The organism is Streptomyces hirsutus, from assembly GCF_001418415.1.
Taxonomy (GTDB): domain Bacteria; phylum Actinomycetota; class Actinomycetes; order Streptomycetales; family Streptomycetaceae; genus Streptomyces; species Streptomyces hirsutus.
In genome coordinates this window covers 1-19,201 of sequence record NZ_LIQT01000005.1, presented here as the reverse complement: position 1 = coordinate 19,201, position 19,201 = coordinate 1, and the positions used below count along the sequence as shown (strand labels likewise).

General features: G+C 71.5%; 9 protein-coding genes and 1 pseudogene. 7 read left to right on the top strand and 3 right to left on the bottom strand.

The window, feature by feature from the left end; all coding sequences use genetic code 11:
* Positions 1 to 229: 229 nt before the first annotated feature.
* The 5 genes from AOK11_RS00585 (at position 230) to AOK11_RS00565 (ending at position 12,992) form a co-directional block, all read left to right on the top strand.
* Entirely contained in the window at positions 230 to 1,057 is an 828-nt protein-coding gene (locus AOK11_RS00585; RefSeq protein ID WP_055591618.1) for a methyltransferase domain-containing protein, read from the top strand.
* A 107-nt stretch (positions 1,058 to 1,164) separates the two neighbouring features.
* Positions 1,165 to 2,352, top strand: coding sequence for a cytochrome P450 family protein (locus AOK11_RS00580; protein ID WP_338058898.1), 1,188 nt, complete (start codon positions 1,165 to 1,167; stop codon positions 2,350 to 2,352).
* A 2-nt stretch (positions 2,353 to 2,354) separates the two neighbouring features.
* Positions 2,355 to 9,548 carry an amino acid adenylation domain-containing protein gene (locus tag AOK11_RS00575; protein WP_055591616.1) on the top strand — a complete coding sequence of 2,398 codons (7,194 nt, stop codon included), beginning with the start codon at positions 2,355 to 2,357 and terminating at the stop codon, positions 9,546 to 9,548.
* A gap of 4 nt (positions 9,549 to 9,552) precedes the next feature.
* Positions 9,553 to 12,093: an FAD-dependent monooxygenase gene (locus tag AOK11_RS00570; RefSeq protein WP_055591615.1), complete on the top strand. Its 2,541-nt coding sequence runs from the start codon at positions 9,553 to 9,555 to the stop codon at positions 12,091 to 12,093.
* Between the two features lie 65 nt (positions 12,094 to 12,158).
* Positions 12,159 to 12,992, top strand: coding sequence for a methyltransferase (locus tag AOK11_RS00565; protein WP_079034543.1), 834 nt, complete (start codon positions 12,159 to 12,161; stop codon positions 12,990 to 12,992).
* 193 nt (positions 12,993 to 13,185) lie between these two features.
* On the opposite strand, the gene AOK11_RS00560 is transcribed toward AOK11_RS00565, so the two are convergent.
* The 3 genes from AOK11_RS00560 to AOK11_RS00550 all read right to left on the bottom strand — a co-directional run bounded on the left by AOK11_RS00560 (position 13,186) and on the right by AOK11_RS00550 (position 15,682).
* Entirely contained in the window at positions 13,186 to 13,419 is a 234-nt protein-coding gene (locus AOK11_RS00560) for an acyl carrier protein (RefSeq protein ID WP_055591614.1), read from the bottom strand.
* Positions 13,392 to 14,420, bottom strand: a complete 1,029-nt coding sequence (locus AOK11_RS00555) for a 3-oxoacyl-ACP synthase III family protein (protein ID WP_240497163.1) — start codon at positions 14,418 to 14,420, stop codon at positions 13,392 to 13,394. The genes AOK11_RS00560 and AOK11_RS00555 overlap by 28 nt, the downstream gene beginning before the upstream one ends.
* Before the next feature lie 662 nt (positions 14,421 to 15,082).
* On the bottom strand, positions 15,083 to 15,682 hold the full coding sequence (locus AOK11_RS00550) for an FtsX-like permease family protein (RefSeq protein ID WP_206188745.1): 600 nt from the start codon (positions 15,680 to 15,682) through the stop codon (positions 15,083 to 15,085).
* 297 nt (positions 15,683 to 15,979) lie between these two features.
* Here AOK11_RS00550 and AOK11_RS00545 point away from each other — a divergent pair.
* Together AOK11_RS00545 and AOK11_RS00540 are read left to right on the top strand one after the other, a co-directional pair.
* A pseudogene (locus AOK11_RS00545) lies at positions 15,980 to 16,816 on the top strand (ABC transporter ATP-binding protein); the annotation flags it as partial.
* A gap of 855 nt (positions 16,817 to 17,671) precedes the next feature.
* The gene (locus AOK11_RS00540; RefSeq protein ID WP_240497161.1) at positions 17,672 to 19,042 is read left to right on the top strand and encodes a TrkH family potassium uptake protein; all 1,371 of its coding nucleotides are present in this window, start codon (positions 17,672 to 17,674) and stop codon (positions 19,040 to 19,042) included.
* The last annotated feature ends 159 nt before the right edge of the window (positions 19,043 to 19,201 follow it).

Sequence of the window (19,201 nt, the reverse complement as noted above, 5' to 3'; positions counted from 1 at the left end):
CACCGACGCCAACCACCCGCCCGTCGGCTACGGCACGCCCGTTCCGGCGGGTGGTTGGCGTCGGTGCCCCTGAAGGGGGCAGCGCCGTTCACCCTGTTTGCGCTGATTGATCAGTGTGCAACTTTTGATACATTTCCGCCCTGCGTATTCCGCATGATCAATGGGGTGGGCCGCCCGGTTCACCGCGGTTCCCCGTCGAGCGGCTCGACGAAGCGTGAAAGGCCACCTGATGCTGACGCAACACCCCCACACGTCCGGCGAAGTGGGGACCTTCTACAACCGCCACACGGATGTGTACGACGCCGCGCTCGGCGGCAACATCCACGTCGGCTACTGGGCCGACGAAGCGGACGACAGCACCATGCGCGTGGCGACCGACCGGCTGACCGACCTCGTCGCCGAACGCGTCGCCCCCGCCGAGGGGCAGCACCTGATCGACGTCGGGTGCGGCCACGGGAGTACCGCGGCGCGCATCGTCGAGGACCACGCCGTGCGGATCACCGGCGTCAGTGTCAGCGACTACCAGGTCGAGCTGGCCAACAGCCGCCTCCAGTCGCCGGACCAGCCCGGACGGGCCACGTTCCGGCTGGCCGACGCCATGGAGCTGCCCTTCCCGGACGAGTCCTTCGACGGTGCGTACGCCATCGAGTCCTTGATGCACATGAAGGACAAGGAGGCGGCCCTCGGCCACATCGCACGCGTCCTGCGTCCCGGCGGAAGGCTGGTCATCGCCGAGCATCACCTCGATGGTGAACTCGACCTCCCGGACGTCGCCCGCATGGCCGACGCCTACGCGTTCTTCAAGTTCTCGCTGACCGACGACCTTTACCGGCGGCTGCTGCGGGAAGCCGGGCTGAAGGTGGTGGATCACACCGACATCACCGAGAACGTGCGGCGCTCCTACGACAGCATGACCCGCGCCTGGCGGGACGCCGCGAGCCGGGAGGCCGACAGCGAGGCGGCGCGCGAGTGGGAGACGGCAGCCGACCTGGGCGAGTGGTTCTTCGGTGCGGTTCCCCAGCTCCGCTACGGCCTCCTGACCGCCGTTCGCCCCTGAGTCCCGACTAGTCGCCGTCGAGGTCGTGAGCCGTGTCCTCCCCGCCAGCACAGAACCGCTGTCCGTACCTCCTGGACGGCAGCGCGGCCGACGTCCACGGTGAAGCCTTGGCGCTGCGTGCTCTGGGGCCCGCCGCCCGGATCGAGCTGCCCGGTGGTGTGCCGGCGTGGTCGGTGACCGACCCGGGGCTTGTCCGGCGGCTGCTGGTCCACCCCCGGGTGTCCAAGGACGCGCACCGGCACTGGCCCGCCTTCCTCGACGGTGAGCTGCCCGTTGACTGGCCCCTGCGGATCTGGGTGGACATCCGTACCGTCCAGACCGCCCACGGGCCCGACCACAGTCGCCTGCGCCACCCCCTGGTTCCCGCGTTCGGCGCTCGCCGCGTACGAGCCCTCGCCCCGCGGATCGAGGAGATCACCGCCACGCTGCTGGACGACCTCGCGGGGGCGGCTGCCGCCGCCCCCGACGGAGTCGTGGACCTGCGGGCCCACTTGGCCTCGCGGCTGCCGTGGCTGACGGTCACCGCGCTGGTGGGCGTGCCGGAGGCCATGCGTGACGGCTTCCAGGCCGTCAACGACACCGTCTTCACCACCGACCTGACCGCGGAGCAGGCGGCTGCCAACGCGGCCGAGGCCGCGCGACTCCTCGAGGATCTGCTCGCGTTCAAGACCGAGCACCCCGCCGCCGACGTCGCCACCGCCCTGATCGACGCCCACCGTCAAGGCAGGTTCGACGACCGGGAGCTGGCCGACAGCCTCTGGATGGTGCTCGGCGCCGGTTACGGGACCACGGCGAACCTGCTCGACCACGCAGTGGTCAACCTGCTCACCCACCCGGCCCAGCTGGAGCTGGCCGTGTCCGGCCGGGTCGGCTGGGACCAGGTCGTGGAGGAGACTCTGCGCCACCAGGCTCCGGTGGCCAACTTCATGATGCGCTTCCCCGTCGAGGACCTGTACGACGAGGCGACCGGACTGACCTTCGCGCAGGGCGACGCGATCGTCATCAACTACGCCGCGGCCGGCCGTGACCCCGGGGTGCACGGTGAGGACGCCGACCTCTTCGACATCACCCGCGCCACCTCCCGCGACCACCTGGCCTTCGGCCACGGACCCAACTACTGCCTGGGCGCCGAACTCGCCCGTCTCGAGGGACGCATCGCACTGCCCGCGCTCTTCTCCCGGTTCCCCGCCCTCGAACTCGCCGTCGGACCCGACCGTCTGACTCCGCTGCCCTCCCTCATCTTCAACGGGCACCGGGAGATCCCCGTACGGCTCGAAGGACATCCCGACAGGTGAGCATGAACCGACAAACGCCGTACCGGCTGACGGCGTACCAGGAAGACGTGTGGGCCGTCGGCTCACAGGCTCCGGAATCACCCCAGTTCAACTGCGTTCTCCACGAACGTCTGTGCGGCCGTGTCGAGCAGGACAGGCTTGCCGCATCGGCGGAGCGCGTGCTGCACCGCCATGACACCTTCCGGCTGCGGTTCGCCGACAGCGGGGGCGTCCCCTTCCAGCGGGTGGCGCGGGAGCGTGTCCCGGTCACAGTGATCGATTTCTCGCACGAGCCCGAGCCGGATGCCGCCTGCGCCGCGTGGATGCGCGGATCGATGGCCGACGCCCTGCCGCTCACCAGCGGCTCCCTGGCCGAAGCCGCACTCCTCGTGGAGAGCCCGGACGTCACGCATCTGCACATCAAGGCACATCACATCGTCGCCGACGGCTGGACCCTCGACCGGCTCGGCCACGAGATCCTCCAGGACTACGCGCGGACGCCGCACGGCGGTGCGCGGCGGAGCGCCCGTGAGGCGCCCTCCTACCTCGCCTTCGTCGAGGACGACGCCGCCTACCACGCCGGCGCGGACGGTGATCGTGACCGCGCCTTCCACCGGGAGTACCTTCTCGGGGTGCAACCCGCGCTCTTCACGCGCAGGAGGGGCGACGGTCCGCGGGGGGAGCGCAGCCGCCACTCCTTCGCGATCGACGGTGCCCTCGTCGGCCGGATCCGCGCGGCGGGCTTCTGGCCGTTCACGTACGTCGCGGCCATGCTCGGCACGTACCTCACGCGCCTGCACCGCAGCGAGGAGGTGGTCCTCGGCGTCCCCTTCCTCAACCGTTCGACGGGGCCTCACCGGGACGTGTTCGGCCAGTTCGCCAACACCCTGCCGCTGCGGGTCGCGGCACCCGGCGGCCGTACCGTCCGGGACCTGCTCGCCGAGATCCAGGGCGCGACCCGCGAGTTGCGTCGTCACGAGCGGCTCTCGCTCGGGGACATCCTGCGGGAAGTGCCGGCGACCGCCCGGGGCCCGCGGCAGCTCTTCGATGTGACGCTCTCCTTCGTGAACTGGTCCCGGCGCGACCAGGTCCCCGGACTGGTGCGTCGGGGAGCGCTGATGGCCCCCTCGCACGATCAGGACGCGCTGGGCGTCCTGGTGTCCGCCTTCGACGGCACGGCCGGCCTCCGGGTCGACCTCGAGTACGCCCGCGACGTCTTCGACGAGGACCTCCCCATCGCCTCCGTGGCCGACCACCTCACCACGCTCCTGGAGCACGGCCTGGACTCGGCGGACCGCCCCCTGTCCGGCGTCCCGATGCTGACACCGGCCGAGTACCGAGACCTCACCGCCGGCCGCGCTCACGGCAAGCGGGTGCCTCTCGCGGACCAGGCCACCCTGCACGGACTGTTCGAGGCGCAGGCCGCCCGTCTGCCGGAGCGGACCGCGATCACCGGGGCGTTCGGCGAGACGCTGACCTACGCCGAACTCGACGAACGGGCCAACCGTGTCGCGCGGGCCCTGCGCGCGGAGGGCGTCGGCCCGGACGACCGGGTGGCGGTGATGATGCAGCGAGGGCCGCAGCTGCTGGTCGCACTGCTCGGCATCCTGAAATCGGGCGGCGCCTACGTGCCGGTGGATCCCGGCTACCCGGCCGAGCGGGTGGACTTCCTGCTGAGCGACAGCCGCGCCAAAGTGGTGATCGTCGATGACGACGCGCCCGCCGGCCTGCCCACCGAAGCGACCGCGCGGCGGATCGGCGGCCTGCTGCACGGCAGCGGCGCTCCGGTCGATCCGCTCGCCACCTCCCGTGACCTCGCCTACGTCATCTACACCTCCGGCTCGACCGGGCAGCCCAAGGGCGTCATGGTCGAGCACCACAGCGTGGTCAACCGGCTCGCCTGGATGCAGCGTCGCTATCCGCTCGGGGGACGGGACGTCCTCCTGCAGAAGACGCCGGTCTCCTTCGACGTCTCGGTGTGGGAGCTGTTCTGGTGGGCCGCCGGGGGAGCGGCCGTGGCCCTGCTGCCGCCCGGCGCCCGGCGCGACCCGCGCGAGGTCCTCCGGTCGATCCGCGAGCACCGTGTCACCGCTGTGCACTTCGTACCCTCCATGCTCGGCCCGTTCCTCGACCTGCTGGAGGAGTCGGCGGCGTCACGCGAGGCCGTCCGGACCCTGCGGAATGTCTTCTGCAGTGGCGAGGCCCTGCCCCCCGCCCGGGTCGAGCAGTTCAACCGGCTGGCCGAGCTGTGCCGTCGTGAGGGCGACGCCGAGCACCCGGTCCGGCTGGTCAACCTGTACGGCCCGACGGAGGCCACGGTCGACGTCTCGTCCTACGACTGCCGGGCCGACCCCGCCCTGCGCATCACGCGGGTGCCCATCGGCCGGCCGATCGACAACACCAGGCTGTACGTGCTCGGCGCCGACAACCTGCCCCAACCCGTCGGTTGTGCAGGCGAGTTGTGCATCGGCGGAACCGGTGTCGCCCGCGGGTACCTCGACCGCCCGGAGCTGACCGCCGAGAAGTTCGGCGACGACCCCTTCGTGCCGGGCGGCCGCCTCTACCGCAGCGGGGACCTGGCCCGGTGGCTCGCGGACGGCACCCTGGAGTACCTCGGACGGATCGACGGCCAGGTCAAGATCCGAGGCAACCGCGTCGAGCCCGACGAGGTGGCCGCAGCCCTGCGCGCGGTGCCCGGCGTCCGGGACGCCGTCGTGGGGAGCCGCACCACCGCCGCCCGGGGAACCGTCCTGGCCGGCTACTACGTCGCCGACGCCCCGATCGCATCGGCACTGCTGCGCGAACGGCTCGGCCGGACACTGCCGGCGTTCATGATCCCGGCGTCCTTCACCCGGATCGACGACATTCCGCTCACCCCCAGCGGCAAGGCCGACCGCGACGCGCTGCCACCACCTCACGACGCCGAGGAAGCCACCACGTGCGGGCAGCCGCGCAACCGTACCGAGACGGTCCTGGCCGAGGTCTGGGCCGGTGTCCTGGGCCACGCGGCCGTGGGAGTCCACGACGACTACTTCGCCCTCGGCGGCGACTCGATCCTCATGCTCAAGGTACGCGCCGAGGCGGAGTCCCGGGGCCTGACCTTCTCCCTCACCGACCTTCTGCGACATCCGACGGTGGCCGGTCTGGCCGCGCGCACGGAGGAACGCGACACACGCGCGGCCGAGGCACCACAGGGCCCCTTCGCCCTCGTCGCCGACGTCGACCGGGCCCGTGTGCGGGACGCCGAGGACGCCTACCCGCTGACCCGGCTCCAGCTCGGCCTGCTGTACCACAGCCGCAGGCACGAGACCTCGGCCAGATACCGCGACGTATTTCGGTACACCCTCGACATGCCGTGGAACGAGCGAGAGTTCCGCCGCTCCTTCGAACGGCTGACGGCACGGCACCCGGCGCTGCGCACGGCCTTCGACCTGACCGGCGCCGAACCTCTGCAGGTCGTCCGTCCCCGGGCCGACGGCGGTCTGGAGATCACCGACCTGCGTCCACTCGACACCGCGGCGGCCGAGGCCGACGTACGCGCGCACATCGAGGAACGGCGCCGTCATCCTTACGTGTTCGACCAGGCGCCGCTGTTCCTGTTCCGCGTCCACGTGCGTCCCGCCACCGTCGATCTGGTCCTCAGCTTCCACCACGCGCTCCTCGACGGCGGCAGCGTCGCCACCCTGCTTCAGGAACTGCTCCAGGACTACGCCCACGGTCTCGGCCTGGATGCCGCCCCCGTCGAGGACACGGCGCTCCCCTCACCGGCGGCCCACGTGCGGCTGGAGCGGAACGCCCTGCGATCGCAGGAGGCCCGGCGCCACTGGCGGGAGAAGCTCACCGGCTGCGAGCTCCCGTCGATCGAGGCGTTCTCGCCGCACCTGCCCGGTCCCGGCCGTCAGCCGGCCTCACGGCGGTTCGACCTGCCCGGCGACCTCCTCGAGCGCGTGCGGCACTTCGCGGCCGAACACGCCCTGCCCGTGAAGTCCGTGCTCTTCGCCGCGCACGCCCTGACGCTGGCCATGCTCGCCGGCACCCGGGACGTCACCACGGGGTTGATCACCCACGGCCGACCCGAACTGGCGGGCGCGGAACGTATCGCCGGGCTCTTCCTGAACACCGTGCCGGTGCGCCTGGACACCGCACGGGACAGCTGGCTGGACGTGGCGCGTGAGGGCTTCCGCCAGGAGCGGGAAGACCACCCCCACCGCCGCTACCCGCTGAGCGCCATCCAGGAGGACCACGGCGGGCCCGTCCTGGACACCGCCTTCAACTACGTGCATTTCCATCAGCTCTCCCACATCCTCGGCCGGCCCGGTCTGCGGCTCGTCGCCTTCCGCAGCTGGGAGGAGAACGACTTCCGGCTCCTGGTGAACGCGGTCACCGAACCGGACGGCACCGGGATGTGGCTGCGGATCGACTGCGACGGCGCGACCTTCTCCGCCGAGCAGGGCGACCTGTTCGCGGCCGGCTACCTGAGCATCCTGCGCCGCATGGTGGAACAGCCGTACAGCAAACCGGACTTCTCCTTCCTCGCCGCCCAGCCGGTCCTCGCCTCTCCAGCGGAGCACCCCACCGTCGTGACGCGTTTCGCCGAACAGGCCGCGCGCACCCCGGACGCGACCGCCCTGGTGATGGGCGACGAGCGGTGGAGCTACGCCCGGCTGGCCGAGGCCGCCGAGAACGTGGCCGGCAGGCTGTGCGCGCTCGGCGCGCCGGCGAACGCCCGGATCGCGATCGCCATGAACCGGTCCCCGCTGACCATGGCCGTGCTCCTGGGCGTCCTGCGGGCCGGATGCGCGGTCGTCCCGATGGACGTCGGCTACCCGGCCCCCCGGCTGGCCGCGATGCTGGAACAGGCCCGGCCCTTCCGCGTCGTGGCCGAGGCCCGATACGCCCACCTCGCCGGTGAGCCGACGCTGCTGCTGCCCGCCGAGTCGGTGACCGCGCCGGCGCCACCCTGCCGGACGTCGGGCGGCACGGACGGCGAGAGCAGCGCGTACGTCCTGTTCACCTCCGGCTCCACCGGGGCGCCCAAGGGCGTCGCCATGCCGCACCGCACCCTGGCCGGCCTGGTGGCCTGGCAGACCGGGGCGCCCAGTGCGGTCGGAGGCGGGGTGACGCTGCAGTACGCACCGCTGAGCTTCGACATCTCCTTCCAGGAGATCTTCTCCACGCTCTGTTCCGGCGGCACACTGTGCCTGGCCGGCGACGCCGAGCGGCGCGACATGCCCGCACTGCTGCGCCTGCTCGACCGGGAGCGCGTCGAGCAGGTCTTCCTCCCCCCGGTGGCCCTTCAACAACTGGCCGAAGCCGCCGACACACTGGGCATCACCCCACCTGCCCTGCGAGCGGTGATCACCTGTGGCGAGCAACTGCGCGTGACCCCGGAAATCCGCGCGTTGTGCGCTCGACTCCCCGGAGCCGTGCTGGAGAACCACTACGGTCCGACCGAGACGCATGTGGTCACCGCGTTCACCATGACCGGGGACCCCGCGGCCTTCCCCGCGCTGCCGCCGATCGGCCGTGCCGTCGACGGGGCCGAGATCCACGTCCTGGACGAGCGGCTGCGTCCGGTCCCGGCCGGTGCGCGCGGCGACATCTACCTGGGCGGCGCCTGCCTGGCCGACGGCTACGAAGGCCGCCCGGACCTGACCAAGGAGCGCTTCCTCCCGCACCCCTTCGCGGACGGGGACCACCGGCTCTACTACACGGGCGACGTCGGCATGGTGCTTCCCGGCGGGGACGTCGTCTTCCTGGGCCGCGACGACGCCCAGGTCAAGGTACGGGGCTTTCGCGTGGAGCCGGCCGAGGTGGAACTGGCCGTCACCGGCCTGGCGGAGCGGTACCCGGGCCTGCGCGACGCCGCCGTCGTGGCTCGCCGGCGCGAGGACGGCGAGACGTTCCTCGCCGCGTTCCTCCTCGGCGAGGGCACGGACGAGGACCTGGCCGACGTCCGTGAACGGTTGCGTGCCACCCTGCCCGGCTACATGGTCCCCACCCACCTGCAGTGGATCTCCCGGTGGCCGCTGACTCCCAGCGGCAAGCGCGACGACGCCACTCTGCGCCGCGCCCCGCTGACCGCCCCTGGACGAACCCCTGACGCCGGGCCGCGCGACGCGTACGAGCGGGCCCTGACCGAGATGCTGGCGGACGTGTTGTCCCTGGACAGGGTGGGAGTGCACGACAGTCTCTTCGACCTCGGCGGCACCTCCCTGACCGCGATGAGGCTGGTGGTCAGGATCGAACAGCGCTACCGGGTGCACATCCCCCTGGCGGAGTTCATCGCGACACCCACCCCCGCCGGCCTCGCGGCACGGCTGCGCGACAGCGGGGCGAGAGCCGCGTTCGACCCCCTGGTTCCGATTCGCCCCCAGGGCACCCGCCCGCCGCTGTTCATGGTCCACCCGATGGGCGGCAACGTGCTGTGCTACGTCGGGTTCGCCCGGCACCTCCCGGACGACCAGCCGCTCTACGCGCTCCAGGCGGCCGGAGCCGACCCCGGCACCACACCGCTGCGCAGTGTCGAGGACCTCGCGGACAGCTACCTCGGGGCACTGCGGACCGTGCAGCCGCACGGCCCCTACGCCATCGGCGGCTGGTCCTTCGGCGGCTTCGTCGCCTTCGAGATCACCCGCCGTCTGCGGGCGGCGGGTGAGCGGGCGGCCCTGCTGGTGCTCGACACCACCGCCCTGGACCAAGGGCCGCGTGCCTCGTACGACGACGAGGCCCTGTCGGAGTGGTTCTTCCACGAGCTGCTCTGGACGCGGGACGGCGGCGCGTCACCCGCACGGCACATCCCTGACAAACTCGGATCGCCGGAGGAGAGGTTTGCGTTCATGGCCCGCGTCGCGAGCGAGCGGGGCGTCCTGCCGGCAGGCAGCTCCGGAGCCGCGATCCGACGCCTGTTCGGCGTCTACCGGGCGAACTGGCAGGCCACGCTGGCCTACCGGCCACCGCGCGACGACCAGGACCTCACCCTGATCCGCGCCGCGGAGCCGCTGCCCGCCGTCCTGTCCGCCATGCACCGCGCCGCCGGCACCCGCCATCAGGACCCGTGCAACGGCTGGAGCGGCATGACCAGCGGCCGGATCCACGTCGTCCGCGCCCCCGGCGACCACCTGACGATCATGGAGGAACCGTACGTGGCACACGTGGCCGCAACCGCCGCGGATCTGATCAGGACCGACCTCGCCCGAACCGGCCGGGAGGACTGACTCGATGTCATCGCCCCGGCGAATCAAAGCCCTCGTCATCGGTGCCGGTATCGGCGGTCTGACGTGCGCCGTCGCACTCAGGCGCGTCGGTATCGACGTCGAGGTGTACGAGCGTGCCACCGAACTGCGCGAAGCGGGCTCCGGTCTGTCGGTCATGAGCAACGCCGTCACCGCCCTGGCCGCCTTCGGTATCGACCTCGGCCTGGACAAGCGCGGCCAGGCCGTGGAGTCGTTCAGGATCCTGGACCGGCGTGGCCGGAGGATCAGAGACCTGCCGTTCGAGGAAGCCTCCCGTCAGGCGGGCGCGCCCAGCTTCTGCCTGAGCCGCGCGGACCTCCAGGAGGCCCTGCTGACGGAGGCCGCAGACTGCCCGATCCGCCTGGGAGCGACGGCAGTCGGCTTCGAGGCCGCCGACACGGGCGTCACCGTCCGCTTCGAGGACGGCCGTTCGGCGAGCGGGGACATCCTGATCGGCGCCGACGGCTTCCACTCGGCCGTACGGCACCACCTCGTCGGCCCCGAGACATCACGGGACAGCGGTTACGGTTTCGGGCTCGGCATCGTCCCCTTCCAGCACCCGCGCCTCCCCCCGGGCGGAGTGCGGCACTACTGGGGCAGCGGACAGCGTTTCGGCCTCATCGACATCGGCCACGGTCGCTGCTACTGGTGGGCGACCACGTCCCTGCCCGCCGACGCACCCGCCCGGGACCGCGTCAAGGACACCCTGACGCAGGCGTACGCGGGATGGGCCGAGGAGGTACGGGCGGTGATCGAGGCCACACCGCGGGAGGACATCCTCACCGTGCCCTCCCGCGACCGCGACTTCCTGGAACGCTGGGGGGACGGTCCCCTCACCCTTCTCGGCGATGCCGCCCACCCCATGCTGACCACCCTCGCCCAGGGGGCGGGCACGGCCATCGAGGACGCCGTCGTCCTGGCCCGCACGCTCGCCGAGCACGCGAGGGGCGACGACCTGACACCGGCCCTGCGCGCCTACGAAGAACGACGCCGGGACCGCACCAGGGCCCTGGTGGACGGGTCTCGCGCGATGAGCGACCTGACCCACGGCGCCGGCCCTCGTCGGCGGCTGCTCCGGGACGCCTACTTCCGGCTGGCGCCACGCTCCCTTCTCCTTCGGCAGACCGCGCAGGCCCTCACCTTCCCGGACGGTCCGGCCGCCGCACCCCACCATGTCCAGCGCGAACTCAGCCCTCTGGAACGCCTGTACTGGATCGCCGACCAGACCTCACCCCTCAACGTCATCGCCCGGGCCCGCGTCCATGGACACCTGCCGACGGCGTCGCACCGCCGCGCCCTGGACGCTCTACAGGTCCGGCACCCCTTGCTGCGTGTCGCGATCACCGACGACGGCACGGGAGCGCACCCCGCCTTCACGCCGCTGGACGGGCGACCGGTCCCGCTCCGCCATGTCACCGTGCCGCCCGACGATCCCGCAGCCGACACCTGGTGGGAGCACGAGATCAACGACCGTGAACTGGCCGAGAGCATCGAATGGTCCGCCGGGCCGCTGCTGCGCACAGTGGTGATCAGCTCGGGAGGATCGGGCGGCGAGGACGAGGGGAACGTCCACGACCTGCTGTTGACGGCATCGCACGTCATCGCCGACGGCAAGACGTGCCTGTCCCTGCTTCGGGAGTGGATCGAACTCGTTTCGGAATCGGCCTCCGGTACGCCGCTTCGCGTCACGTCGCTGCGAGCACGGCCGGCGACGGAGGACCTGCTCCCGCCTCGCCACCGGGGAGCGGCAGGTGTCGCCGGACTCAGGGCCATGATGCTGCGCGACCAGCAGGCGGCGCGGCGGCGCCCCACACAGCGTGTCGTCCCCAGCCGGCAGGTCCCGTTCGGGCAGCGGCGTACCCGGATGGAGCACCGACTCCTCACCGCCGACCAGCTGGATCTGCTGGTGCGGGCTGCCAAGCGCCACGGCACCACGGTCCACGGCGCCCTGGCCGCCGCGATGGTGACGGCTGTCGCCCATGACGCGGGAACCACCGGGACCGCGCGTTTCTCGATCGGCTCGCCGGTCGATTTCCGTGGTGATCTCGAACCGCCCGTCGCCCACGACGAGGTCGGCACCTATGTGGCCACTGTTCCCTCCCTCGTCTGCCACGAGCACGGCCGGCCGTTGTGGCCCATGGCCCGGGAGATCAGCCAGGACCTGGTGCGACGCCGGAGACGCCAGGACCACCTGGCCATGCTCAGCCTGCCGCGCCGGGCAGGGCCGAAGTCGCCGGCGGACAGCGAGTCGTTCATGCGGTTCATGGACGAGAAGGGGCCGATCAACCTGTGCCTCTCCAACGTCGGCCGTTACGAGTTCCCCGGCCGGGTGGGCCCGTGGCATGTCAGCGACGCCCAGTTCATCACGGGCGTCTCGGTCATGGGCGCCATCGTGGCGACAGCCACCACCAGCCATGACCAACTCGCCTGGAACTTCAGCTATGTCGAGGGCGTCATCCCGACGCCGCGTGCACGGCGCATCGCCGACGACTCCGTACACACCCTGCTGTCCGCGCTCTCCGAGTGACCGGTCGAGCTCGTTGCGCACTCCCTTTTCCCGACCGCCCCTCCTATCGAAAGGCCCACGCTGCGATGACCGCTGCACCGATCCGGACGCTGACCCGGCGCCGTACCCTCACCGCCGGTGAGAGCGGCTCTCTGTGGGCAGCCAGCCCCTCGTGCGGCATCCTCGAATTCCGCGGCACACGCCTGCGGCTCACGGTGGACGACCCCGCCGAGGTCCTGTTCCCGACCGACTGCGGGCTGAGCCTGATCGCCGCTCTCGACGGCGGCGAAGGTCCCGACCTGAAGGGCGTCAACGCCCTGGACATCGGAGCCGGTTCCGGTCTCTACAGCGTCGCCCTGCTCGCGGCCGGTGCCGAGCGGGTCACCGCTCTGGACATCAATCCCGCCTCCGCCGCCCAGACCGCGGCGAACGTGGTGGCCAACGGTCTCGACACCACGCGTCTGACCTGTATCACCTCACCGCTGGTGGAGTACACACCCGACGAACGCTTCGACCTGGTGATCACCAATCCGCCGCACCTTCCCTATGACCCGAGTTATGCGAGGGGTGACGGGCTGGAAACCGCTCTCGTCGCCCGGAGGGGCGGCCGAGCGGTGTACGACGACGTCGTCGAGTGTGTGGACGTGCTCCTCGCGCCGGGTGGCACCCTACTCATGGCGCACTCCTCGCTCGCCGACATCCCTCGGACCGTCGCGGAACTCACCGCGCGCGGTTACGAGAGCGACGCGCTCGAAATCTTCGAGATGGACATTCCGCTCCTGGCGTATGCCGAGCACAGGGACGCCATGCTGAGCCTGCTGAAGGAGCGGCGAGCAGCGGGCCGCGCCGAATTCGACGGCACGCGCTTCACGGTGCACGCCCTGATGTTCCGACGCCCCTGGGACGCCCCTCACCGCTGACGCCTTCTCGGTACCGTCCGACGAGCCGTACGGACCCGCCGTGTTCCCCGGCGGGTCCGTGTGACCAGGTCAGGCTGCCGGATTCCGCGGCGCGTGCCCGCACCGCCGCGGGCCGCTGTCCCGGCCTGCGGGACGCCGTGCGACTCGGCACCGCGGCGGGCGCGGTCCGTCCTCGCCCGCGAGCCGCGGAGTCTCAGACCGACGCGCCGGCCTTGTCCTGCATCAACCGCGCGATGTCGGCGAGAGTGGCCGCGTCCGCCAATTCGTTGTGGTCGATCACGAGCCCGGGGTCCCTTTCCAGCACGAGGGACAGCTCCACCACGAACAGCGAGTCCAGGCCGAGCGCTGCCGGTGTGGCTTCGGGGGAGACCAGCTCGGGCTGCACCTGGAAGGTGCCGGTCAGGACGTTGACCAGGATGTCGTACACGTTGTTTCTCCGGAGTGGGTCAGTGCTGAAGGGGTGAGATGCGGCCACACGAGGGTGGTGGCGCCCCAGGTCAGGCCGCCGCCGAAAGCCGTCAGCAGGACGCGATGTCCGGGCTGGAGGTCTCCCGCGCGGCGGGCGTGGTCGAGCAGGATCGGAATGGACGCGGCCGAGGTGTTGCCGACATGCTCGATATTGGCCAGCGCACGGTCCGCCGCCATGCTCAACCGTTCGGCGAGCATGGCGGTGATCCGCGCGTTCGCCTGGTGGGGGACGATCCGGTCCACGTCCCGCGGCTTCCATCCGGCGGCGTCCAGAGCCGCGCGGGAGGCGGAAGCCATGTGCTCCACGGCCCGCCGGAACACCTCCCGCCCCTGCAGACGCAGATACGGATCCGCCGGGACGGCGCGTGCCGCCGAGCGTTCCTCGGTCCCGCCGCCGCGCAGGGTGATCAGGTCCCGGCCCTCGCCGTCGCTGTCCAGCACGCAGCGTCCCAGGGCGCCGGGTTCCTCGCGGTGACCCGAACGCAGGACGACAGCGCCGGCGCCGTCGCCGAAGAGCATGCTCGTGGGGTCGTCCGGCGCGACGCTCAGCGACAGCGCATCGGTGCCGATCACCAGAGCGGAGTCGGCGGTGCCAGCGGCGATCAGGCCCTGCGCGACACCCAGGGCATAGACGAAGCCCGCGCACACGGCCTGGACGTCCAGCGCGGCCGCACCGGCCAGTCCCAGCCGTGAGGCGACGCGCGGAGCGGTGCCGGGGCACGGCCTGTCCGGCGACGTGGTCGCGACGACCACGGCCGCGACATCGCCGGCCGCGGCCTCGGCCAGCGCCTCGCGACCGGCCGCGACCGCTAGATCCCCGCTGGTGGTACCCGGCTCGACGACGTGCCGGAACCGGATGCCGGAACGCTGGAACATCCATTCGGGTGACCTGCCCAGACGCTCGGCCAGCTCCTCATTGGCGACCCGACGGGACGGCAGACACGATCCGACGCCCACCAAGACGGACGCCGGGACCCCTCGATCCCTCACTTCTCCACCCTCGCCGTCACGGCCCGCTCTCACGTCATCCCGCCCGACCGCCGACTGCCGACGTGGACACAGCGGAACGCCGCGCCGGCACCGAACCGACGGCACTCCGTGTGACTGCGCGCACACGTGGGGTCCCCTGCGGCTCAGTCGTACCACGCGGACACCTCGGCGGCCCGGGCGACCCACCGGCCTCGACCGACAGGTTCACCGAGCCGCACGGCGAGCCGGAGGCGATGGGCGAGGACGTTCTTGGAGGCCGGCCGGAATATGCCGGAAACAGGCAATAGGCAGGTGAGGCGTGCTCCGTCCGGGTGAACGCCGTAGAGGCGGCCGCCCCGATGTCTGCCCAGGTGGTGCGGGTTCACCGGCCGTGGGGCAGGCGCGGTGTGTGCTCCGTCCGGGTGGCCGGCCGGGATCATGCGGAGCATGGCTTCGGCGGAACGTACCGCGTACCCGCGGTTCAAGCGCACGGTCTCCTCTCGCGAGTCGCATGAGTCGTTGCGGGCATGAAGGAGAACGTGCCGCCCAGCAGCTGGCCCTGGGCGGTGCCGTCGCCCGCGACGGGCAGCAGCATACGGGCGTATCCGTCGGCCGGCTTGGGCCGGCTCCAGAGGCTGGTGCTGACCGGTGATCTACTCGGTGTGCAGCACCGAGGCGATGGTCATCCGGGCCGCCGACCGGGCCGGGACCAGGGCGCCGAGGACTGCGATCGCCACACCCGCCAGGAGCATCGCGGCCAGCTGCGGCGCGTGCCACACGTCCTTCATGTACGCGGGGAAGTCGACCGCCCCGACGTTGTCCACGACGAGGCGGTGCGCCACGATCCCGAGCGGGATGCCGAGCAACCCGCCGAATGTGCCCAGCCCTGCGACCGAGGTCACCGTCATCACCACCACCTGCCGGGGGGTCATCCCGATCGACTTGAGCATGCCCAGGTCCCGGCGCCGCTCACGGGTGTTCAGGAGAACGGTGTTGAAGACACCGAGCGACGCGACGAGCGTCAGCAGCACCGTGAACACCGTCGAGAAGGTGATGACGGTGGCGGTGCCGGCGTTGCCGGAGTCCAGCACCGACGCGTGCAGGCCCGGGTCGAGCGCCGCGACCGCCTCGGCGTAGGCGCGCGCGTCGGCACCGGGGGTAAGCCGCACCGTGTACTCGGTGGCGTGGGTGTCCGGTGCGAGTTGGGCGAAACTCTCCCAAGCGGCCTCCAGGGCCCGGGCGTTGCCCTCCATGAGCTGACCCACGATGGTCGCGGTGATCTTCCTGCCGTCCAGCTCCAGCGTGACCCGGTCACCGAGCTTCAGCCCACGCTGGGTCAGGAACGCCGGACCGGCCACGATCTCTCCCGCCGCTGCCGGCGCCCGGCCCTTGACGATGGTGTGCTCGTACAAGGAATCGTCGCCGCGGTAGAAGTCGGCGAAGACGGGCTGGGTCTGCCCGGTCATGTTCGCCTGGGACAGCGCGCGGGCCCGTACCCCCTCCGCACCCGGCAGGGACCGCAGCCGTTTCTCGATCTGCAGGTCACTGAGCCGGGGAGGGGGCCGGTCGGGGTGGTCTTCCAGGACTACCTGCTCTTCCCTCACCTCTCCGCGCTGGACAACGTGGCCTTCGGGCCGCGCTGTCAGGGCGCGGGCAAGGCGGAGGCCCGGGCGCAGGCCGCTGCGTGGCTGGACCGCATGGGCCTGGCCGAGCATGCCGCCGCCAAGCCCCGCCGGCTCTCCGGTGGCCAGGCCCAGCGCGTCGCCCTCGCCCGCGCCCTGGCCACCCACCCCCGCCTGCTCCTCCTCGACGAACCCCTCGCCGCCCTCGACGCCCGCACCCGCCTCGACGTCCGCGCTCAACTCCGCCACCACCTGGCCGACTTCGAGGCCGTCGCCGTGCTCGTCACGCACGACCCGCTGGACGCCATGGTCCTCGCCGACCACCTCGTCGTCGTCGAGGACGGCCATGTCGTCCAGGAGGGCACCCCTTCCCACATCGCCCGCCATCCGGGCACGGACTACATCGCCCACCTGGTCGGCCTCAACCTCTACCGGGGGCGGGCGGAAGGCCACACCGTCCACCTCGACGGCGGTCCCGCGATCACCACCGCCGAGGAACTCACCGGGCCGGTGTTCGTCGCCTTCCCGCCCAGCTCGGTCACCCTGCACCGGGACCGCCCCACCGGCACCAGCGCCCGCAACCTCTGGCGCTGCGAAGTGGTCGGCCTGGAGACCCGCGGCGACCAGATCCGCGCCGACCTCACCGGCGAACTCCCCCTCGCCGCCGACCTGACCACGATCGCCGCCGCCGAACTCGACCTCCACCCCGGCGCCACCGTCTACGCCACGGTCAAGGCCACCCAGACCCACGCCTACCACGCCTGACGAGAGGGCAGCGGACAGTGGAACGGGTCTGCCCGCATCTGCGAGACGGCGAAAGAGCTTTACCTTGTGGTTGCGAGGGTGCCGCAGCGGGGGACGCTTCCGTCCGGCTACGGCTGACGCCGCAGCTCCCCGAAGACGGGTAAATCGCCCATCCGCTGCGTGAGATGCCTCCCCACGAGTCTGAGCATCCGCAACAGGGTCCCGGCACCGTCATGTCCGTGACTCAGGGCGAAGCCATGGCGTCGGTCGAAGTCCGCCTTGCCGGCGGGCAGAACGTCACCGCCGCCATCACCGTCATGCCGTGAAGGGCCTCGTCAGGGCCACGGAGGTCGCGCCGGCCACCGGCACGGCGGAAGGCCCGTGTGCCCGCACGCCCCGCACGCGGCCGGCGCCAAGCCCTCCGGGGCGGGCCGGTGACGCCATCGACCCAGGTCATCCCCTTCACCGGGGGCAACACTCATGCCGGGCCCGGAGGCCGGCGGCCTGCTTGCAGGCTCGCGAAAAGGACAAGGGGGTACCCCTGGCCAGGTGGCTCGGCCATCGGGGCGTGGGCGAGACCGTCATCGAAGGCTCCGGCGATGACATCGATGTCCATGTGGTGACCCATTCCGAAGCCGCGCACGGCCGGTTCCCGCACCGGCGCACGAGCTCCCGCGGAACCCGTGACACCACACGGTGACCCGCACACGGCGCACCGCCATCAGCCGGTTCCCACGCCTTCTCGACGCCGTGGCGCGTTCCGTACGCCCGCTCCGGGAGGGATGCTGTGGGCAGGTGGCCGCGTTCACCGGCCTCCTTGTGCGACGGGGCACGACAGGAAATGTGGCGGAGGGACATCGGAGGTTGCTGGTGGCCGTGGGTACGACTCGGGCCTGGTGGTCCCGGCTGGCCGTCTATCCCGCCCGTGGCGTCGTCCTGGCCTTCGCGTTCGTCGTCGTGCTGGGTACGGCCCTGCTGATGCTGCCGGCCGCCACCGAGCCCGGCAGGGACACCAACGTACTGACTGCTCTGTTCACCTCCACGGGGGCGGTCAGCGGCGGGCTGCCCCTCGTGGGGACCGGCAGCCACTGGAGCGCGTTCGGCGAGGGCGTGGTCCTGGCTCTGATCCAGATCGGCGGGTTCGGCATCATGACGCTCGCGTCGCTGCTGGCCCTGCTCGTCTCCGGCCGGCTGCGACTGCGGACACAGCTCGCCACGCAGGCGGAGAGGAGCCTCAGCGTCGGTGACATCCGTCGGGTGGTCCTGGGAGTCGCGGGCATCACGCTGGCCATCGAACTGGCCACGGCCGCCGTGCTCACGGTCCGTTTCCACATCGGCCATGGCCTGACGGCCGGAAACGCCGTCTACCACGGGATCTTCTACGGGATCTCCGCCTTCAGCAACGCCGGGTTCGGGCTGCGCGACGACAACCTCGTCGGCTATGCGCACGATCCCTGGATCGTCCTGCCGATCGCCGCCGCCTGTGTGCTCGGTGCCCTCGGCTTCCCCGTACTGTTCGAACTGCTGCGCAGCCGCCCGGGCGCCCGCGGCGGCACCCGGCACCGCTGGTCCCTGCACACCCGGATCACCCTCCTCACCTCCGCGGTCCTGCTCACCGTCGGCACCGTCATGACCTGCGCGCTGGAGTGGAGCAACCCGAGGACTCTCGGATCCCTGGAATGGGGGGACAAGCTGCTGGACGGTTTCTTCACCGCTGCCAGCTCGCGTACCGCCGGCTTCAACACCGTCGACACCGGTGCCATGGAACCGGCCACCCTCCTGGGCATCTGCGTGCTGATGTTCATCGGCGGCGGCAGCGCGGGTACCGCGGGCGGCATCAAGGTCACCACGTTCGCGGTTCTGGGAGCGGCGATCCTGGCCGAGATCCGCGGGCGCACCGACGCGGACATCATGGGCCGCCGGCTCTCCACGGCCACGCTGCGCCAGGCCCTCACCGTGGCGCTGCTGGGTGTGGGTCTCGTCATGGCGGGCACGTTGGTGCTGCTCGCCGTCACCAAGGAAAGAGCCGACGCGGTCCTGGCGGTCCTGTTCGAGGCCGTCTCTGCTTTCGGCACGGTCGGCCTGAGCACCGGAATCACCGGGAACCTTCCCGCAGCGGGCCAACTCACCGTCATCGTCATGATGTTCGTCGGGCGCGTCGGCCCGATCACTCTCGCCAGCGCGCTCGCACTGCGTCAGCGCGATCGCCGGTACACCCTGCCCGAGGAGCGACCCGTCATTGGCTGACCACTTCAAGCTCCTGCGTCCACACCGACGTCGGCGTTCCGCCGACCGTCGCCCGGCCCGCGATTCCAGAGTGGCGGTGATCGGTCTCGGCCGTTTCGGACAGTCCGTGGCGGCGGAGCTGATGCGGCGTGGCTGGGACGTGCTCGGCGTCGACGCCGA

What these genes read in the sequence shown, in the direction of transcription:
- AOK11_RS00585 (WP_055591618.1), top strand. Translation starts at nt 230, where the DNA reads ATGCTGACGCAACACCCCCACACGTCCGGCGAAGTGGGGACCTTCTAC.
- AOK11_RS00575 (WP_055591616.1), top strand. Translation starts at nt 2,355, where the DNA reads ATGAACCGACAAACGCCGTACCGGCTGACGGCGTACCAGGAAGACGTG.
- AOK11_RS00570 (WP_055591615.1), top strand. Translation starts at nt 9,553, where the DNA reads ATGTCATCGCCCCGGCGAATCAAAGCCCTCGTCATCGGTGCCGGTATC.
- AOK11_RS00565 (WP_079034543.1), top strand. Translation starts at nt 12,159, where the DNA reads ATGACCGCTGCACCGATCCGGACGCTGACCCGGCGCCGTACCCTCACC.
- AOK11_RS00550 (WP_206188745.1), bottom strand. Translation starts at nt 15,682, where the DNA reads ATGGAGGGCAACGCCCGGGCCCTGGAGGCCGCTTGGGAGAGTTTCGCC.